The organism is Telluria sp. AZSoR62 (genome assembly GCF_058111565.1).
In genome coordinates this window covers 111,245-129,406 of the sequence record NZ_JBYTST010000007.1, presented here as the reverse complement: position 1 = coordinate 129,406, position 18,162 = coordinate 111,245, and the positions used below count along the sequence as shown (strand labels likewise).

Annotated in this window: 17 protein-coding genes; 9 read left to right on the top strand and 8 right to left on the bottom strand. The window is 66.7% G+C overall.

The genetic code is table 11. From position 1 onward, the window contains the following. Positions 1-88 precede the first annotated feature (88 nt). From AC3XQU_RS12785 to AC3XQU_RS12770, 4 genes are all read right to left on the bottom strand, one after another. On the bottom strand, positions 89-1,090 hold the full coding sequence (locus tag AC3XQU_RS12785; protein ID WP_489874534.1) for a BMP family lipoprotein: 1,002 nt from the start codon (positions 1,088-1,090) through the stop codon (positions 89-91). Between the two features lie 392 nt (positions 1,091-1,482). Further along, entirely contained in the window at positions 1,483-2,517 is a 1,035-nt protein-coding gene (locus tag AC3XQU_RS12780) for an alpha/beta hydrolase (RefSeq protein ID WP_489874533.1), read from the bottom strand. A 144-nt stretch (positions 2,518-2,661) separates the two neighbouring features. Next, on the bottom strand, positions 2,662-3,246 hold the full coding sequence (locus tag AC3XQU_RS12775) for a DUF2231 domain-containing protein (protein ID WP_489874532.1): 585 nt from the start codon (positions 3,244-3,246) through the stop codon (positions 2,662-2,664). A gap of 13 nt (positions 3,247-3,259) precedes the next feature. After that, entirely contained in the window at positions 3,260-5,656 is a 2,397-nt protein-coding gene (locus AC3XQU_RS12770; RefSeq protein WP_489874531.1) for a DUF4214 domain-containing protein, read from the bottom strand. A gap of 227 nt (positions 5,657-5,883) precedes the next feature. On the opposite strand from AC3XQU_RS12770, the gene AC3XQU_RS12765 reads away from it, so the two are divergent. The 4 genes from AC3XQU_RS12765 (at position 5,884) to pcp (ending at position 8,553) form a co-directional block, all read left to right on the top strand. After that, positions 5,884-6,186, top strand: coding sequence for a YciI-like protein (locus AC3XQU_RS12765; protein WP_489874530.1), 303 nt, complete (start codon positions 5,884-5,886; stop codon positions 6,184-6,186). Between the two features lie 71 nt (positions 6,187-6,257). Next, positions 6,258-6,962, top strand: coding sequence for a DUF969 domain-containing protein (locus tag AC3XQU_RS12760; RefSeq protein ID WP_489874529.1), 705 nt, complete (start codon positions 6,258-6,260; stop codon positions 6,960-6,962). Then, on the top strand, positions 6,959-7,912 hold the full coding sequence (locus tag AC3XQU_RS12755; RefSeq protein WP_489874528.1) for a DUF979 domain-containing protein: 954 nt from the start codon (positions 6,959-6,961) through the stop codon (positions 7,910-7,912). Before AC3XQU_RS12760 ends, AC3XQU_RS12755 begins: the two co-directional genes overlap by 4 nt. After that, positions 7,909-8,553 (top strand): pyroglutamyl-peptidase I, encoded by a 645-nt coding sequence (gene pcp / locus AC3XQU_RS12750; RefSeq protein ID WP_489874527.1) that lies wholly within the window; start codon positions 7,909-7,911, stop codon positions 8,551-8,553. The genes AC3XQU_RS12755 and pcp overlap by 4 nt, the downstream gene beginning before the upstream one ends. A 58-nt stretch (positions 8,554-8,611) precedes the next feature. Here the strand turns inward: pcp and AC3XQU_RS12745 are convergent, their stop codons facing one another. Next, complete coding sequence (locus AC3XQU_RS12745) at positions 8,612-8,989, bottom strand: hypothetical protein (RefSeq protein ID WP_489874526.1); 378 nt, start codon at positions 8,987-8,989, stop codon at positions 8,612-8,614. Positions 8,990-9,205: 216 nt separating this feature from the next. On the opposite strand from AC3XQU_RS12745, the gene AC3XQU_RS12740 reads away from it, so the two are divergent. After that, on the top strand, positions 9,206-9,421 hold the full coding sequence (locus AC3XQU_RS12740; RefSeq protein WP_489874525.1) for a hypothetical protein: 216 nt from the start codon (positions 9,206-9,208) through the stop codon (positions 9,419-9,421). 9 nt (positions 9,422-9,430) lie between these two features. Here AC3XQU_RS12740 and AC3XQU_RS12735 read toward each other — a convergent pair whose 3' ends face one another. Genes AC3XQU_RS12735 through AC3XQU_RS12725 form a run of 3 tightly spaced genes read right to left on the bottom strand, consistent with a single transcriptional unit; the run spans position 9,431 to position 12,399 of the window. After that, positions 9,431-10,345 (bottom strand): LysR family transcriptional regulator, encoded by a 915-nt coding sequence (locus AC3XQU_RS12735; protein WP_489874524.1) that lies wholly within the window; start codon positions 10,343-10,345, stop codon positions 9,431-9,433. A 13-nt stretch (positions 10,346-10,358) separates the two neighbouring features. Continuing rightward, positions 10,359-11,279, bottom strand: a complete 921-nt coding sequence (locus tag AC3XQU_RS12730) for a pseudouridine-5'-phosphate glycosidase (protein ID WP_489874523.1) — start codon at positions 11,277-11,279, stop codon at positions 10,359-10,361. A 1-nt stretch (position 11,280) separates the two neighbouring features. After that, positions 11,281-12,399 (bottom strand): carbohydrate kinase, encoded by a 1,119-nt coding sequence (locus tag AC3XQU_RS12725; protein ID WP_489874522.1) that lies wholly within the window; start codon positions 12,397-12,399, stop codon positions 11,281-11,283. Between the two features lie 287 nt (positions 12,400-12,686). Here AC3XQU_RS12725 and xapA point away from each other — a divergent pair, with 287 nt between their 5' ends. The 4 genes from xapA to AC3XQU_RS12705 are packed head-to-tail and all read left to right on the top strand — an operon-like array spanning position 12,687 to position 18,090. Next, on the top strand, positions 12,687-13,529 hold the full coding sequence (gene xapA / locus AC3XQU_RS12720) for a xanthosine phosphorylase (protein WP_489874521.1): 843 nt from the start codon (positions 12,687-12,689) through the stop codon (positions 13,527-13,529). An 18-nt stretch (positions 13,530-13,547) separates the two neighbouring features. After that, positions 13,548-14,741 carry a phosphopentomutase gene (locus AC3XQU_RS12715; protein WP_489874520.1) on the top strand — a complete coding sequence of 398 codons (1,194 nt, stop codon included), beginning with the start codon at positions 13,548-13,550 and terminating at the stop codon, positions 14,739-14,741. After that, a complete protein-coding gene (gene deoC / locus AC3XQU_RS12710; protein WP_489874519.1) occupies positions 14,738-15,694 on the top strand; it encodes a deoxyribose-phosphate aldolase in 957 nt (318 codons plus the stop codon). Before AC3XQU_RS12715 ends, deoC begins: the two co-directional genes overlap by 4 nt. Before the next feature lie 17 nt (positions 15,695-15,711). After that, entirely contained in the window at positions 15,712-18,090 is a 2,379-nt protein-coding gene (locus AC3XQU_RS12705; RefSeq protein WP_489874518.1) for an aldehyde dehydrogenase family protein, read from the top strand. The last annotated feature ends 72 nt before the right edge of the window (positions 18,091-18,162 follow it).

Sequence of the window (18,162 nt, the reverse complement as noted above, 5' to 3'; positions counted from 1 at the left end):
ATCAATAGTAAAAAGGGGTGTGCTTCATTCAAAAGCGCGCCGGGCCGGATTGACCGGCGCGGCGCGCTTTTTCATGGAGAGGAGTAGATCAGACCGGGCAGCTGCTCGCGGCGCGGTAGTCGATGACCTTGATCTTGCCGTTGATGATGTCCGAGCGCACGCCCATGACGCGCTTCTCGATTTCCGGCGTGACGACCTTGCGGTTGTCCTTGTCCAGCACCCAGTCCACGCCGCCTTCTTTCAGGCCCTTGTGGGTGACGCCTGCTTTCCAGGTGCCGTTCTTCTGCGCCATGAAGGAGTCGTAGACGGCGATGTCCACGCGCTTGACCATCGAGGTCAGCATGGTGCCCGGATGCAGGTAGTTCTGGTTCGAGTCGACGCCGATGGCCAGCTTGCCTTTTTCCTTGGCCATCTGCAGGGTGCCCATGCCGCTGCCGCCGGCAACGGCGAACACCACGTCCACGCCGCGGTCGAACTGCGCGCGCGCCAGCTCGCCGCCCTTGGCCGGATCGTTCCAGGCGGCGGCGGTGGTGCCGACCATGTTCTGGACGATTTCGGCTTTCGGGAACTGCGCCTTGGCGCCTTGTGCGTAACCGCAGGCGAAGGCGCGGATCAAGGGGATGTCCATGCCGCCCACGAAGCCGAGCTTCTTCGACTTGGAAGCCATGGCGGCGGCGACGCCGACCAGGTAGGAGCCTTCCTGTTCCTTGAACATCACCGAATTGATGTTGTTACCCGGCGCGATGCTGTCGATCAGCACGAAGCGCACGTTCGGGAATTCCTTGGCGACCTTGGCCACGGCCTGGGTCTGCGAGAAGCCGATGGCGGCGATCAGGTCGAGCTTCTTGCGGGCCAGGCCGCGCATGACCTGCTCGGCCTGGGTGTCGCTGCTGGCTTGCGCCTCGAACACCTTGACGCCGGTTTCCTTGGAAAAGCGCTGCAGGCCCTCGAAGGCCGACTGGTTGAACGATTTGTCGAACTTGCCGCCCGCATCGTAGACCATGCCGAGCTTGGGTGCGGCAGGGGCTGCGGCCGCGCTGCCGGCGACGCACAGCGCCGCGATGGTCATGGTGAATTGCTTGAGTTTCATGAATGAGGCTCCTGGAATTTCGATATTGTACCCGGCACAACGGTAAGCTTGGAACGGGCTGCGCAAGCTGCATCGTCAACAGCCAACCGGCCGACCATGCGAAGCGCATTGTGTCAGCCAAGGACAGCATGAGGGGTTACGATTTGTATCGCGGCCTTGCTTCCCTCGACAGTGCCAGAAACATGTAGCCTAGTTGCAACATCACAGTCGCAGAACCCGGCCGTCACATGGCCTGGGCCTGGAGGTGGAAGCGCCGCGGCGCCGCATACCGGGCCAAACGGCCCTATGCAGCGCAACCTGTCAAATATGCATCAATCCGCATATTGATGACAAATACGATTTTACTTGGCAATTTATTCCAAGGAAATATAACTGCTGACAATTTTCGCCAATTATTTTGCAATAGCGGCGATCTTGTCCTCGGCGGCAGCGGGCGGGACGGCCGGAAGCGCCGCCCTGGGCAGGGAAATCGCAGGCGCGACGGGCGCGATGGGCGCGTCGGCCGGCTTGGGACCGACCTCGATGCCGACTTCGGCCACGGTGGCCGGGTCGGCAGGCAGCAGCGCGCTGGCCTGCGCCAGCGCCGTGTCGACCGGCTGGGCGAAGCGGCGCGTCAGGAAGCTGGCGATCAGCGCCTGGGTCGCCTCGAGATAGGGGATGTTCATGTGGTCCGAGGCCGGCACCGTGTCGTCGCCGACCAGGGTGGCGAGCTTCTCGACCAGCTGGTCGGTGTGCGAATGCGGCACCACGTCGTCCATCGCTGCGCGCAGCACGTAGGTCGGGGCCTTGAGCGAAGGCGCATGCTTGATCGACTCGAAGCGGTGGCGCAGCATGTACTCGATCGGCATCACGCGGAAGCGCCGCTTGGCGATCGCGAGGATCGAATCGTAGGGCGTGATCAGGACCACCGCATTGGCCGGGCGTTCTTTCGCCACCTGCACCGCGACGCCGGAACCCAGGCTGCGGCCGACCACGGCGATGCGCGCCGCGTCGACCTGGCCGAGCGCGGCCAGCCAGTCGAACAGGGTGCAGCCGTCTTCGATCATGTGCAGTTCGTCGGGCGCGCCGTGGGACTGGCCGTAGCCGCGGTAGTTCATGGCCAGCACGGTCATGCCGGGGAAGAGCTTGCCGGCGTCGCGCGCGACCCAGGAGACTTCTTCGGAGCGTCCGCCGAAATACATGACGGCCGGACGCGGACCCTGGACCAGCGGGGTGAGCAGCCAGCCGCACAAACGGGTGCCGTCCTTGGCGCGCAGGACGATGGGCCGGGTGCGGTGCCCGGTGCTGCGCGGGCTCTCGACTTCGGGCGTGATGCAGGGATTGAAGACCAGGCGACGCTGGTTGGCCGCGATCGCGGCCGTCATCGTCAGCCACAAAAAGCTGGCAAACCCGGTGAGCCCCGCTGCCATTTTCTTTGAAGTGTCCATGGTTCCAGTCTACCCCTGCCGTACAGAGTTGTTCTGTGCGGCACTTCGCTAAGTGAGCAGCGATAAGGATGAGATGTGGAACAGTTGGCTTATTACAACAGCGAGTTCACGGGCAGGCAGGCAGGGGCCTGGCGGCCCCCTTGTTTACTGCGGTGGGTGGAGCGTGGAGGGACCGGCGGCGACGTACTGTTCGACGTCGACATTGGTGTGGTCGATGCGCACCTTGTCGTCGTCGGTATGCACGCCGGCCTCGGCGTGCTCGCCCCCCGTGTGCTTGCCGACCGCGCCATTGGCCAGCGTACCGGCCGCGGCAATCGCCGACAGCACCAGGGCGCCGGTGCTGTTCTGGCGGTTGCTGCGTTTCAGGATCAGGTTGGCGACGCTGGCCAGCAGGGCCGCGCCGGTGAGCACGGCGTGCAGCTGGGTCTCCTGCTTGGCCTCGCCCTGCGGCTTGTCGGCCACGTAGTCCGCGACCCCGACCGCGCTGGCGGCCAGCCCGCCGACCACGCCGCCGGCCATGCTGTAGAACGAGGCCTTGGCATAGTCTTCGTCGCCGGTGGCGCTGTGCAGCGCGTCGAGGATGAAGCCGAAGGGAATGAGGACGGCCGGCGCGGCCATCAGGATCGTGTGCAGCGGCTGGCCGGCGATGGTGGTCTGGTGCATGGCGTTCTCCTGGCGGTTGTTGTGCTGTCCGCCCAGTGTGACATAGGGGCGGAGACGGACACGCACGCTTGGCGCCGGTTCACTGCCGGGTGAAGCCGATGCCGCCTTCCACTTCGGCCGCCACCTGCTGCTTGTTCTCGGCGCTTTCGCTGAACTCGGCCAGCACCCGCTCGACGCGCATGCCCCTGGCCATCTGGTCCAGCCAGTAGGCGGCGCCCGCGGCGTCCGGCACCCGGTGCAGCACGTTCCAGTACAGCGCGGTGACCACCTGCTGGTGCGTCGGCGCGGCGCCCACCAGGCTGGCGAACTCGGTCGAGGTGGCGAATTCGCGCGCCATCGGTTCCAGGGCCAGGCCGCCGTCCATCGACTGGATCCAGAAGCCCAGGCCGGCCGCGTCGGGCTTGCGGTTGAAGGCTGCGCGGTAGAGGCGGTAGGCCTTGCCGGCATTGCCATCGATGTCGAAGGCCAGCGTGAGGTCGGTGAAGTCGAGGCGGAATGGGTTGCGCACGGTCTGGGTGCCGTCCAGGCCCGTGTTGTCGACGATGGTGAGCACGCCGTCGCGGCGCGTGAGCGTGTAGGCCGCGCGCGGGCCGTGCAGGACCGCTCCCTCGATGATGGTCTGGACCGGCATGCCGTCGTCGCCGTAATACAGGCCTTGCAGCTCGATGCGCGGGCTGAACACATAGGTGCCCGGCTGGCCCCCGGTGAAGTGGAACACGCCGTCGGCGCTGCGGTATTCGCGTTCGTCGGCGAGCTCGCCGACGCCTTCGAACGCGATGCTGCCGACGGTCCATCCGGTGTTGCGCCCCAGGTAGGCTTCGCCCACCTGGTCGGCCATCAGGCGCAGGCGCACGTGGCGGCCCGCATAGCGCTCCAGCGATACCTTCAGCTGCGCGGTCGCGTCCACGTTCGAGACCCGGCCCGGCTCCATATGGATGTCGCTCCAGGTCGCCCCGTCGTCGACCGACACCTGCACATGGAAGCGCTGCTTGGGCGAGGTGAGCCGGACCGTGCGGGTCAGGCTCACGCTGGCGCCGGCGGATCCGATCGACAGCTTGCGGTTCAGGACGGCCGTTTGCTCCTGCATGTTGGCGCCACCCGATTCCATATAGAAGTTCAGCACGCCGGGGCTGAACAGGGAATGGGTCCCGCCATGTGCGACGGTCCAGTTGCCCGCATCGAAGCCGGGCGCATTCGCCGCCCCCATCGGCTTGCGCAGCCAGCTGCGCAGGCTGTAGCCGGTGGCCTGGGGCAGACGGCCGACCTGCACCGTATAGGACTGGCCGGGGAGCACGCTCTGGGGAGCGCTGACGCTCGGGTTGAGCGCGCTCGGCGCGGCCACCGCAGGATCGAACACGGTGACGTCGTAGGAGAAGCTGCGCACCTGGCCGCCGACCACCACGTTCGACACGGTGACGCGGTAGGCCAGGTCGGCCTCGGGCCGGGCGTGGGCGCCGTTCGGGGCGCTGCTGGCCAGCAGCCACACGATCGTGTTCTCGCCGGCGTTGTTGGCGACCGGTTCCAGCGTCACGCCGACCGGCTGGCCGTCGCGTGTGACGGCGACCCTGGCATGCGTGAAATCGGCGCCGGGATAGGACAGCGACCAGCGCGGGAACACCACCTGGTAGGGGACGTAACCTTTTGAGGGCCAGGCCACGAAGTCGTCGCGCACCCGGGGACGGGCGCTGCCGTAGTTGCCGTCGAAGACCCACAGGGCGTTGGCGCCGTTGATGCCGGGCGCACCGCCGCTGGGCGGCACACCCGGGACGTCGCCGGTGCCGAAGCTGCGGGTCTGCGGATACAGGATCCAGCGCCGGTGGCCGACCGCGGCATTGTTGTCGCCGTAGTCGTGCATGTAGGCCGTGATCGCATCCGGACCGGTGTTGCCTAGCGCCAGGTTCGACGAACCGGCAGCCTGGGCGCCGGCGGCGCTGTAGAACTTCCAGGTGGAGGGCGGCGTATGCGACAGCGCGTTGTTGGCGCTCATCATGAGCGCCGCTTCCTGGGCCTTGGCGCCGTGTTCGGCCGACAGGGTGGTGGCGGCGGACAGCCCGGCCATGGCGCGGTACCAGTTCAGGCGCTGCAAGGTGGAAGCCTGGAAGGCCGCGCTGGTGGCGCCGGGCGTGCCGCTCGCATGATTGCCGGTCCATCCGATCGGGACCGGCGGCTCCAGGTAGAGGCGGTTGTAGAACAGGCGCACGGCTTCCCGGTCGCTCGTATCGACCGCCAGTGCCTGGCCGCTTGCGACCAGGGCCGATTGCCCTTGCTGGTAAGCGGCGCCTGGATGGACGGCGGCCTTGCGGGCATCCGCATGGGTCAGGTGCGTGTCGAGCCGGGCCTGCGCGGGCGATAGTTGCGCACGCTGCGCGGAGACGCTGGCATGCGCGCTGGGCGGCGGGTCTTCCGGGCTGCCGCAGCCGGCCAGGGTAAGCAGGCCGAGCAGGGCAAGGGAGGCAAATGGGGTGGGCTTCATCATGGGGGCCAGGGAGCAGGGAGACAGCCGGGGATTATGCCGTGCCGGCCACAATGTTGCCTATAGTCAACTGCCAGCTTTGTCGGGAAAAGGCCTCATTGCACGCAATTCATGCGCGGTGCATGCCGGCGCGGCCGCGGCAGGCCCCATGGCGGATTGCGTCGGCAGAAGCCGGCACGATCAAGTACCATCGTCGTTCCGGCCCCGCGCCGCCCCTTCCTGGAGACCCCGTGCACTACCTGCTCATGTATGACCTCGCCCCCGACTACCTCGAGCGCCGCGGCGAATTCCGCGATGCGCACTTGCAGCTGGCCTGGGAGGCGCAGCAGCGCGGCGAACTGGTGATCGCCGGCGCCCTGGTGGAACCGGCCGACCAGGCGGTGCTGATGTTCTCCTGCGATACGCCGGAGCCGGTGCAGCTGTTCGCCGCGCGCGACCCCTATGTGACCAACGGGCTGGTGCGTGCCTTCCATGTGCGCCAGTGGAATACGGTGGTGGGCGACGGCGCCTTCAATCCGGTGCGCCCGGGCTGACATTCCCAATAGCAAATTTGCACTGCGGATGAGGTAATATTCCCCGGCTTTCCACCTGAGCCGGAGTATCCATGCAACCTGCAGTCAACCTGTGGCCGCTGCTCGGCGTCGCAGTCATCGTCGCCGGCTTCCTGCTGCGCGCCCATCCGGTGCTGGTGGTGGTGGTGGCCTGCGGCGTCACCGGCGCGGCCGCCTTCATGCCCATCGAAGCCATCCTGGCCTCGCTCGGCACCGCCTTCGTCAAGACCCGCAACCTGCCGCTGATCCTGCTGCTGCCGCTCGCCGCCATCGGCCTGCTGGAGCGCTTCGGCCTGCGCGAGCGCGCCCAGACCGCGATTGCAAAAGTGCGCTCGGCCACCGCGGGGCGCCTGCTGATCGTCTACCTGTTCGCGCGCGAGACCTCGGCCGCCGCCGGCCTGACCAGCCTGGGCGGCCAGGCCTCGATGGTGCGTCCGCTGGTCGCGCCGATGGCCGAAGCCGCGGCCGAAACCCAGTACGGTCCTTTGCCCGACCACGTGCGCCACCGCATCCGTGCGATGTCCGCCGCCACCGACAACGTCGGCCTGTTCTTCGGCGAAGACATTTTCGTGGCATTCGGCGCCATCGTGCTGATGCAGACCATCCTGAACGCCGAAGGCATCGCGGTCGACCCGCTGCACATGGCGCTGTGGGGCATCCCCACGGCGATCACGGCCTTCGTCATCCATGCATGGAACCTGCGGCGGCTCGATGCGGAGATCCGCCGCAAGATGGCGAAGGTCGTGGAGACGGCATGATCACGCTCGAATTCTTCTATATCTTGATGGGCCTGCTGTTCGTGGCCGTCGCCGTGATGAACCTGCGCGACCGGACCACTCCGCGCCGCTACACGACCGCGCTGTTCTGGGGCCTGTACGCGCTGCTCTACCTGGCCGGCGAGCGCCTGCCGCCGGCTGTGGTGGGCGGACTGATGATCCTGATGGCCCTCATTGCCGGCTTCAAGGGTGTCGCCGCGGGCAAGCCCGCCACGTTGCCGGAAGAGGCGCGCCGGGCCAGCGCCGCGCGGCTGGGCAACCGCCTGTTCATCCCGGCGCTGCTGCTGCCGCTGGTGACCATGCTGGGCGCGACCCTGTTCTCGGACCTGCAGCTTGGCGGCGGGCCGCTGCTCGACCCCAAGCACCTGACCCTGGTGAGCCTGGGCTGCGCCGCGATCGTGGCCCTGGGCGCTGCCTGCTGGATGACGCGCGCCACGCCCCTGCAGGGCGTGCGCGAGGCGCGCCGGCTGGTCGATGCGATGAGCTGGGCCGTGGTGCTGCCGCACATGCTGGCGGTACTCGGCCTGCTGTTCACCGAGGCGGGCGTGGGCAAGGCAGTGGCGCATGTGACGACCTCGTACATCGACATGGATTCGCGCTTCGTCGCGGTGGCCGTGTTCTGCATCGGCATGGCCCTGTTCACGATCGTGATGGGCAACGGCTTCGCGGCCTTCCCGGTGATGGCGGGCGGCGTCGGCATCCCGGTGCTGGTGGGGGTGTATGGCGCCAACCCGGCGGTGATGGCGGCGATCGGCATGTTCAGCGCGTATTGCGGTACATTGATGACGCCGATGGCGGCCAACTTCAATATCGTGCCGGCCGCGCTGCTCGACCTGCCCGACAAGAATGCCGTGATCCGGGCCCAGGTCCCGACCGCGCTGCCGCTCCTGGTAGCGAATATCTTCCTGCTGTATTTCTTGATGAACCGATGAAAACCGTTTTACTGACCGGCTTCGAGCCCTTCAACGGCGCCACCATCAACCCTGCATGGGAGGCCGTGCGCGCCCTGGAGGGCTGGAGCGGGGCGGACTTCCGGGTAGAAGTGCGCCAGCTACCCTGCGTCTTCGTCGAGGCCAACCGGGCCCTGGCCGCGATGGTCGACGAGCTGGAGCCGAGCGTTGTCATCGCCGTGGGCCAGGCCGGCGGGCGCGCCGAGATCTCGGTCGAGCGCGTGGCGATCAATGTGGACGACGCCTCGATTCTCGACAATGCCGGCGGCCAGCCGGTCGACCGCACCATCCAGGACGGCGGGCCGGCGGCCTATTTCACCACGCTGCCGATCAAGGCGATGGTCGCGGCCATGCGCGCGGCCGGCTTGCGCGCCGGCGTGTCGCAGACGGCCGGCACCTTCGTGTGCAACCATGTGTTCTATGGGCTGATGCACCACACGGCAGGGCGAGCGCTCAAGGCCGGCTTCATCCACGTGCCCTACCTGCCGGAACAGGCCGCAGGCCGGGCGGACGATCCGCCGTCGATGGCGCTGGGCGAGATCATTGCCGCGATCCGCATTGCGGTCGACACCGCGCTGACGGTCGAGCAGGATGTGGCCCAGGCCGGCGGCGCCACCCACTGAAGACAGGCGTAAAAAAACCGGGGCCGCGGCCCCGGTTTTTTTTGTCCAGTAAAGCGGATTAACGCTTTTCCTGCAGCTTCTCGCCGGCGCGCTCCAGAGCGGCGCCAGTCTTGTCGCCCACTTTGTCCGACGCCTGGCGGACTTCCGCAGCGGCTTCCTTGGTTTCTTCTTTCACTTCGGCGCCGGCGGCCTGGATGTTGTCGCCGGCTTTTTCGGCGGCAGCGTCCACGTTGGCAGCGGCGCGGTCGGCAGCGGCTTCGGTAGCCTGTGCGGCTTCCTTGGTTTCTTCAGCGACTTTCGCGCCTGCGTTGTCGACGGCAGCGCCGGCTTCCTGTGCAGGACCCATGTTCGGGTTGTCGTCGGCTTTCTTGCAGCCGGTTGCCATCACGGCGACGGCCAGCATCAGGGCGGAAATGGTAGCGGTGGTGTTTTTCATGGTGTGCTCCTTGTGGAAGGGGGGGTTATTTAAGTATTCATGTTTTGACAAGAGTTTGCCCCATGATCCGGCCGCGAACGGTGCGCAAAGTAACGCAGAATAAAGAAAGTTGGCCTTTTTACGAAGTTTTATGGAAACTATGCCGTTCATCGCTTCGGCATATCACAGGCGCGCACTGGCACTTTATCTATGCACAAAGAATGGTAGGATTTACGGATGGACCGACGAAACGACTATAAAACCGCACTGCTGATCGATGCCGCCATCCACGAGGCCGCAAGCGAAGGGCGCCCGCGCGCCGCGACCGAGTTGGCCGGCATCGGCGTTCCCCTCGAAGTGACCATGCGGGTGCTGACCCGGCCCGCCGAGCGGCGCCACCAGATCGCTTCCCTGAATACCGTCGCGGTCGAGATCAAGCGCCAGGAAGGCTGAGGCCTGGCCTCATGCCGGCTGGGGCGCGGCGTCCGGGAACAGGATGTTCAGGAAGGCCCGCACCACCGGCGCATCGTCCTGGGCCAGGTAAGTGATATACAGGTTGGCCGAAGGCGCATTGCTGCGCACCGGCAGGAAGCGCACGCCCGGCCAGCCGATGCGGCTGGTGGTCTGCGGCAGCAGCGCCACGCCCAGGCCCGCCCCGACCATGGCCAGCAGGGTCTGCGGTTCGGCCGCCTCCTGGAAGATCGTCGGCTCGAAGCCGGCGTTCACGCAGCACTGGATCAGGTAGCGCGGCTCGGCCGACTGGTCCAGGTGCAGGGTCAGCATCGGCTCATGGGCGATGTCGATCAGTTCGATGGCGTCCTGCCGGGCCAGCGGATGGCGCTCGCTGATCGCCACGCACACGTCTTCGCGCGAGCACAGGTCCTGGCGCAGGTTGGCCTGTTTCAGCACGTCCGGCTCGATGCGCGGCTCGCGCCAGAAGCCGACGTCGATCTGGCGCGCGCGCAGCGCTTCCCACTGGTCGTTCGGCCCCATCTCGTGGATGGTCCAGGTCACGCGCGGGTACTGGCTCTGGAACTGTTCCAGCAGGCCGGGGATCGGTCCCCACATCGCCGAGCCGACGATGCCCACCCGCAGGCGGCCCACTTCGCCGCGGTCGATCTGGCGGATGGTGTCGATCGTCATGCGCATCTTGGCCAGCAGCTCGGCCGCCTCGCCCATCAAGGCCTTGCCGGCCACCGTCAGCTCGAAGCTGCGCGTGGTGCGGGTAAACAGGCGCACCCCCAGTTCGCTTTCCAGCTTCATGATCTGCTGGCTCAGCGGCGGCTGCGAAATGTGCAGGCGCTCGGCCGCGCGCGAGAAGCTTTTCTCTTCGGCCACCGCAAGGAAGTAGCGCAGCTGTTTCAGGTCGATCGACATGGCGGCCCGGGACTCAGGCCGAGGGCAGGGCGTTCAGCGCCACCGCCATGCGCGCGCCGACCAGGGCGTTGTGCTTGACCAGGGCGATGTTGGTCGCCAGGCTGCGGCCTTCGGTCAGCTCCTTGATGCGCGAGAGCAGGAAGGGCGTGACCGCCTTGCCCTTGACGCCCTGCCGGCTCGCTTCGCCCAGCGCCTGCTGGATGATGGTGTCGATTTCTTCAGTGGGCATCGCATATTGGGCGGGCACCGGATTGCTCACCACCACGCCGCCCGCCAGGCCGAGCTGCCACTTGGTGCGGATGAAGGCTGCCTGTTCCTCCGGCGTGTCGAGCTGGAAGTCGGCCTGGAAGCCGCTGTCGCGGGTGAAGAAGGCCGGGAAGCCCGGCTGGCCGACGCTCACCACCGGCACGCCATGGGTTTCCAGGTATTCGAGCGTCAGGCCGATGTCGAGGATGGACTTCACGCCGGCGCAGACCACCGCCACGCTGGTCTGGCTGAGTTCCTGCAGGTCGGCCGAGATATCGAAGCTGGTCTCGGCCCCGCGGTGCACGCCGCCGATGCCGCCGGTGACGAACACCTCGATGCCGGCCAGATGCGCGCAGATCATGGTCGCGGCCACCGTGGTGGCGCCCAGGCGCCCTTGCGACAGCACATAGGCCAGGTCGCGGCGACTTACTTTCATGGCGTCCGGCGAGGAGCCGAGCAGCTCGAGCTGCTCTTCGGAGAGGCCGACGCAGATCTTGCCGTCGATGATGGCGATCGTCGCCGGCACGGCGCCGGCGTCGCGGATGACCTGCTCGACTTCGCGTGCGGTCTGCACGTTCTGCGGGTAGGGCATGCCGTGCGAGATGATGGTCGACTCCAGGGCGACGACGGGTTTGCCGGCGGTGCGGGCGGCCGCCACTTCGGGCGAGAACAGGAGGAAGGAATGCATATTAGTCCAGGTCGGATTCGGTAAGGGTGGCAGCAAGGCCGTCGAAAAGGCCGGGCGCCAGCTGGGGGCAGACGGTCTGCCCGCATGCGATGGTGAGGGCGGCCAGCTGCAGGCCGCGGCGGCAGGCCAGCGCCAGGTCGCCTTCGCCGCTGTGCAGCGACCAGCACAGGGCGGCGGCAAAGGCGTCGCCTGCGCCGGTGACGTCGACCACCTCGGCTTTGGGAGCGTCCAGGCGCATCACGCCGATGGGCGAGGTGTGCAGCACGCCGCGCGCGCCGCGCGTAACCACGACGTCCTGTACGCCCTGGCGCTGCACCTCGGCGCAGGCGGCGTCGAACTCGGCGTCGGTGGCTAGAAGCCGGCCGACGCGGGCCGCCAGTTCGCCTTCGTTCAGGATCAAGAGGCGCAGGCCCTGCAGGCTGGCGGGCAGGCGCGCCATCTTCGGTTCGGACACCGCCACCAGCACCAGCGCGACGCCGTCGCGCGCCGCATCGAGCCGCAGGGCGTCGATGGTCTCCAGCGGCAGGTTCAGGTCGGCCACCACCAGGGCTGCGCCCGCGCGCTGCTGCTGGCGGGTGGCCAGGAAGGCGGGGGTGAGGCGGTCGTTGAGCGCCATGTCGGCCAGGGCCACGATCATCTCGCCATCCTGGTCCAGCACCGCGGTATAGGTGCCGCTGCTCACGCCATCCAGGCGCAGGGCGCCGCGCGTGTCGATGCCGGCATCATCAAGATGGGCCAGCAGGGCGCGGCCCGAGGCGTCGTTGCCGACCGCCGTGATCAGGGCGACCGGGGCGCCCATCCGCGCCAGGTTCTCGGCGATGTTGCGGGCCACGCCGCCGAAGGATTCATCCTGCGTGGCGGGGTTCGAGGTGCCCAGCGCCAGCGGCTGCACGCTGCGCAGCTTGCGGTCGAGGTTGGAGGCGCCGATGCACAGGATCGGGCGCTGGTCGGGCAGCACATAAGCGCGCCCGAGGATGCGGCGCTCGCGCACCAGGGTGGCGATGTAGTTGGCGATGGCCGAGCGCGACAGCCCCAGCTGGGCGGCGAGGTCCTGCTGCGAAATGAAGGGGTTCGCGCGGATCAGCTCGTACAACTGTTCTTTTTTGGGCAGCTCGGTCACGGATGTGGATGGATCGTTTAAACTTATGTTTATTGATACTAGACAATTGTTTGAATGGTGTCAAATGACGATTGCTACTGGCTCGCCAAGCCAGCAAACATACCCGATCATATATTTTTAAAACAAATAAATCGACAAGAAAAATGGTATTTGCCATACATATTGGCCCTCGTGCATAGTTATAATATTCCGGCTGATATGTGCCGCGTGCTACTGCTCGGTAGCACCCTCCGGCGCCTGCCTCTTCATCCCGTCTCCCGAATTTCCGCAAACGACAAGGAACAACCATGTTCAGCAATACCCCATTCGAAGCAGCAGAAGTCATCAAGGCCCGCAAACCAGGCTTTCAACCGCGCGCGGCCCTGATCCTCGGCTCCGGCCTGGGCGTGCTCGCCGAGCAGATGACCGACGCCGTCTCGATCAGCTATGCCGAGCTGCCGGGCTTCCCGATCAGCACCGTGCACGGCCATGCGGGCGAGCTGGTGCTGGGCATGCTGGCCGGCGTGCCGGTCGTGTGCATGAAGGGCCGCGGCCACTTCTACGAAGGCTATGGCGCCAGCGTGATGACCTCCGCCGTGCGCACCTTCAAGCTGATCGGCTGCGAGATGCTGTTCGTGACCAATGCGGCCGGATCGCTCCGTCCTGAAGTCGATGCCGGCAGCGTCGTGGTCCTGAACGACCATATCAACCTGCTGCCGGGCAGCCCGATGTCGGGCCCGAACGACGAGCGCTTCGGCCCGCGCTTCTTCAGCATGGCCAATGCCTACGACGCCGAGCTGCGCAGCATGATCAAGGAAACGGCAGCTGCCAAGGGCATCACCCTGAACGAAGGCGTCTACCTGGCCTGCCCGGGTCCGAACTTCGAGACCGCCGCCGAAATCCGCGCCTTCAAGACCCTCGGCGCCGACGTGGTCGGCATGTCGGTGGTGCCGGAAGTGATCGCCGCGCGCCACTGCGGCCTGAAGGTCGCCGGCGTCTCGGCCGTCACCAACCTGGCCGAAGGCCTGAGCCCCTTCCCGCTGTCGCACGAGCAGACCCTGAAATACGCGGCCATCGCCGCCAAGGACCTGGTCACCCTGATCCACGCGTTCATCGAGCGCCTGGGCGCGACCCCACGCACTGCCAACTAACAGAAAGCGAGCGATCCAATGTCACGCGCATTCATCCTCCTGCTCGACTCGTTCGGCCTGGGCGCGCTGCCCGACGCCGACAAATACGGCGACACGGGCGCCAACACCTTCGGCCACATCGCCGAGTGGGCCGCGAAAGAGGGCAAGCCGATGTCGCTGCCGAACCTGGAGCGTCTCGGCCTGGCTGCCGCCGCGCACAAGGCCAGCGGCGAATGGGCTGCGGGCTTTGCAAAGCGCGACGGTTTCACGGGCGCCTGGGGCGCTGCGCGCGAACAGTCGACCGGCAAGGACACGCAGAGCGGCCACTGGGAAATCGCCGGCGTGCCGGTGCTGTTCGACTGGGGCTACTTCCCGAAGACGGTGCCGTCCTTCCCGAAAGAGTTGACCGACAAGCTGCAGGCGCTCACTAGCGTGCCGGGCTGGCTGGGCAACTGCCATGCGTCGGGCACCACCATTATCGACGAGCTGGGCGACGAGCACGTTGCCACCGGCAAGCCGATCCTGTACACCTCGGCCGACTCGGTGCTGCAGATCGCCGCGCACGAAGAACACTTCGGCCTGGACCGCCTGTACGCAGTGTGCGAAGCGGCCTACGAGCTGGTCAAGCCCTACAACATCGGCCGCGTGATCGCGCGTCCCTTCCTGGGCGCGAACGGCAAGTACAAGCGCACCAGCAATCGCCACGACTACGCCGTGCCGCCCACTGCGCCGACCCTGCTCGACCACGTCAAGGACGCGGGCGGCGAGGTCATCGCGCTCGGTAAAATCAGCGACATCTTCGCCGCGCAAGGCGTGACCAAGCTGGTCAAGGGCGTCGACAACATGGCGCTGTTCGACCGCCTGCTGGAAGAAACCGAGACCGCGCCGGACAAGTCGCTCACCTTCGTCAACTTCGTCGACTTCGACATGCACTTCGGCCATCGCCGCGACGTCGCGGGTTACTCGAACGCGCTGCACGAGCTGGACGCGCGCATGCCGGAATTCCTGGCCAGGCTGAAGGACGGCGACCTGTGCGTGATCACCGCCGACCATGGCTGCGACCCGACCGCGCCGGGCTCGGACCACACGCGCGAGCACATCCCGATGATCTTCTTCGGCCCGAACGTCGCCGCGCAGGAACTGCCGACCGCGGACACTTTCTCGAGCATCGGCGCCACCCTTGCCAAGCACCTTGGCGTCAAACCACTTTCGAACGGAACCGCACTGCTATGACCCAGCCACTGGACTTCAAACGTAATACCGCCGTCGGCCTCGACCTCGGTTGGGTCAACAGCATCAAGGTCAACCGCAACGCGGCCGACCGCCGCGCCACCAGCCTGGCGAACCGCCGCACGGTCAAGAAGGAATACCAGGCTGCGTGGCTGATCCGCGCGGTTCAGTGCATGGACCTGACCACCCTGGGCGGCGACGACACCCCGGGCCGCGTCGAGCGCCTGTGCATGAAGGCGATGCGCCCGCTGCGCACCGACTTGATGCAGGCACTGGGCCTGGAGACCCTCACCACCGGCGCCGTCTGCGTGTATCACGAGATGATCCAGCCCGCCGTGAGCGTGCTGAAAGGCCGCCTGCCGATCGCCGCGGTGTCCACCGCCTTCCCGGCCGGCCTGTCCAGCCTGGAGACCAAGCTGCGTGAAATCGAACTGTCGGTCGCTGCAGGCGCGACCGAGATCGACATCGTCATCACCCGCCAGCACGTGTTGCTAGGGGACTGGCAGGCGCTGTACGACGAAATGCTGGCCTACCGCCAGGCTTGCGGCGACGCGCACGTGAAGGCGATCCTGGCCACCGGCGACATCGTCACGCTGGACAACGTGGCCAAGGCCTCGTGGGTCTGCATGATGGCCGGCGCCGATTTCATCAAGACCTCGACCGGCAAGGAAGGCGTCAACGCGACGATTCCCGTGTCGCTGGTGATGACCCGCGCGATCCGCGAATACTACGAGCAGACCGGCTTCCAGGTCGGCTACAAGCCGGCCGGCGGCGTGTCGACCGCCAAGAGCGCGCTGCAATACCTGACCGTGATGAAGGAAGAACTGGGCAACGACTGGCTGCAGCCGCACCTGTTCCGCATCGGCGCCTCGAGCCTGATGACCGACATCGAGCGCCAGCTCGAGCACTACGTCACCGGCAACTACTCGGCCGCCCATCGCCACGCGCAACCTTAAAGATTAACGGATTCGTCATGCCAACTATTAAAGAGATTCTTCAGACCATGGATTACGGCCCCGCACCAGAAAGCACCAAGGAAGCACAAGCGTGGCTGGACCAGCATGGACGCCGTTTCGGCCTGTTCATCGACGGCGCCTGGAGCGAGGCCGCGACCACCTTCGCCACCAGCAATCCTGCCGACGGCAGCGAGCTGGCGCAGGTCACGCAAGCGACCGGTGACGACGTCGAGCGCGCCGTGCAGGCCGCGCGCCGTGCGCAGCCGGGCTGGGTCGCACTGGGCGGCCATGGCCGCGCACGCGTCATGTATTCGCTGGCACGCCTGCTGCAAAAGCACTCGCGCCTGTTCGCCGTGCTCGAGACCCTGGACAACGGCAAGACCATCCGCGAAACCCGCGATGCCGACCTGCCGCTGGCCGCGCGCCACTTCTACCACCACGCCGGCTGGGCCCAGCTGCAATCGGAAGAATTCGCGGACTACCGCGCCGTGGGCGTGGTCGGCCAGATCGTCCCCTGGAATTTCCCGCTCCTGATGCTGGCATGGAAGATCGCACCGGCGCTGGCCGCCGGTAACACGATCGTATTCAAGCCGGCCGAGTACACGCCGCTGACCGCGCTGCTGTTTGCGCAAGTTTGCCAGCAGGCCGGCGTGCCGGCTGGCGTGGTGAACATCGTCACCGGCGATGGCGCCGTGGGCGAAGCCATCGTCAACCACCCCGGCATCGACAAGCTGGCCTTCACCGGCTCGACCGAAGTCGGCCGCATCATCCGCAAAGCCACTGCCGGCACCGGCAAGAAGCTGTCGCTGGAACTGGGCGGAAAGTCGCCCTTCATCGTCTTCGACGACGCCGACCTGGACGCCGCGGTCGAAGGCCTGGTCGATTCGATCTGGTTCAACCAGGGCCAGGTCTGCTGCGCCGGTTCGCGCCTGCTGGTGCAGGAATCGGTCTACGACCGCTTCATCGCCAAGGTCAAGCTGCGCATGCAGAACCTGCGCGTGGGCTCGCCGCTGGACAAATCGAACGACATCGGGGCACTGGTCGACCCGGTGCAGCAGCAGCGCATCCACGGCCTGGTGGAGTCCGCCCGTGCCGAAGGCTGCGAAGTGTGGCAGCCGACCTGCGACATACCGCAAGCCGGCTCGTGGTACCTGCCGACCCTGATCACGGGCGCCTCGACCTCGGCTGCCGTGGCCCAGGCCGAGATCTTCGGCCCGGTGCTGGTGGCCATGAGCTTCCGCACCCCGCACGAAGCGGTGCAGCTGGCGAACAACACGGTGTACGGCCTGGCCGCCTGCGTGTGGTCGGAATCGATCTCGCTGGCGCTGGACGTCGCGCCGCAGATCAAGGCCGGCGTCGTGTGGATCAACACCGCCAACCAGTTCGACGCAGCCTGCGGCTTCGGCGGCTACAAGGAATCCGGTTTCGGCCGCGAAGGCGGCAAGGAAGGCATGTACGAGTACCTGACGCCCTTGTCGGAAGACGCGCGTCCTGCAGCGCCGGTCGCGGCAGAAAAAGGGCGCGTGAAAGCCTCGGAAGAGGGCAACGCATTCGCGGTGGACCGCACCGCCAAGCTCTACATCGGCGGCAAGCAGACCCGCCCCGACGGCGCCTACAGCCGCGCCATCCACGGCGCAAACGGTTCCTTCCTGGCCGATGTCGGCGAAGGCAACCGCAAGGACCTGCGCAACGCCGTGGAAGCCGCGCACAAGGCGGCCGGCTGGTCCAAGGCCACCGCGCACAACCGCGCGCAGGTGCTGTACTACCTGGCCGAGAACCTGGCCATCCGCGCCGACGAATTCGTCGCCCGCATCGCCGCGCAGACCGGCTCGCGCGACGCGGCCCGCGAAGTCGAGGCCTCGATCGAGCGCCTGTTCTACTGGGCCGCATGGTGCGACAAGTATGACGGCGCGGCCCACCAGCCGCCGATGCACGGCATCACCGTCGCGCTGAACGAGCCGGTCGGCGTGATCGGCATCATCTGCCCGAACGAGAACCCGCTGCTGGGCTTCATCTCGCTGGTCGCTCCCGCCATTGCGCTGGGCAACCGCGTGGTGGCGGTGCCGTCGGAAGCGCATCCGCTGTCGGCGACGGACCTGTACCAGGTGCTGGATACCTCGGACCTGCCGGGCGGCGTACTGAACATCGTGACCGGCTCGGCCGATGAGCTGGCGCGCACGCTGGCTTCGCACGGCGACGTCGATGCGGTGTGGCGTCACGATGGTTCGGCAGCAGGCTGCGCGGAAGTCGAGCGCTTATCGAGCGATTCGCTCAAGCGCACCTGGGTTGGCGGCGGCAAGGGCCGCGACTGGTTCGATGCGAAGCAGGCATGCGGCCGCACCGTGCTGCAGCATGCGTCGCAAGTGAAGAACATCTGGATTCCGTACGGCGTCTAATTGAATTGTTGGCGCCTTCGGGCGTCGTAGGGTGGGCGGCTTTGCCGCCCACGCGGTGATAGTTCGCGGCAA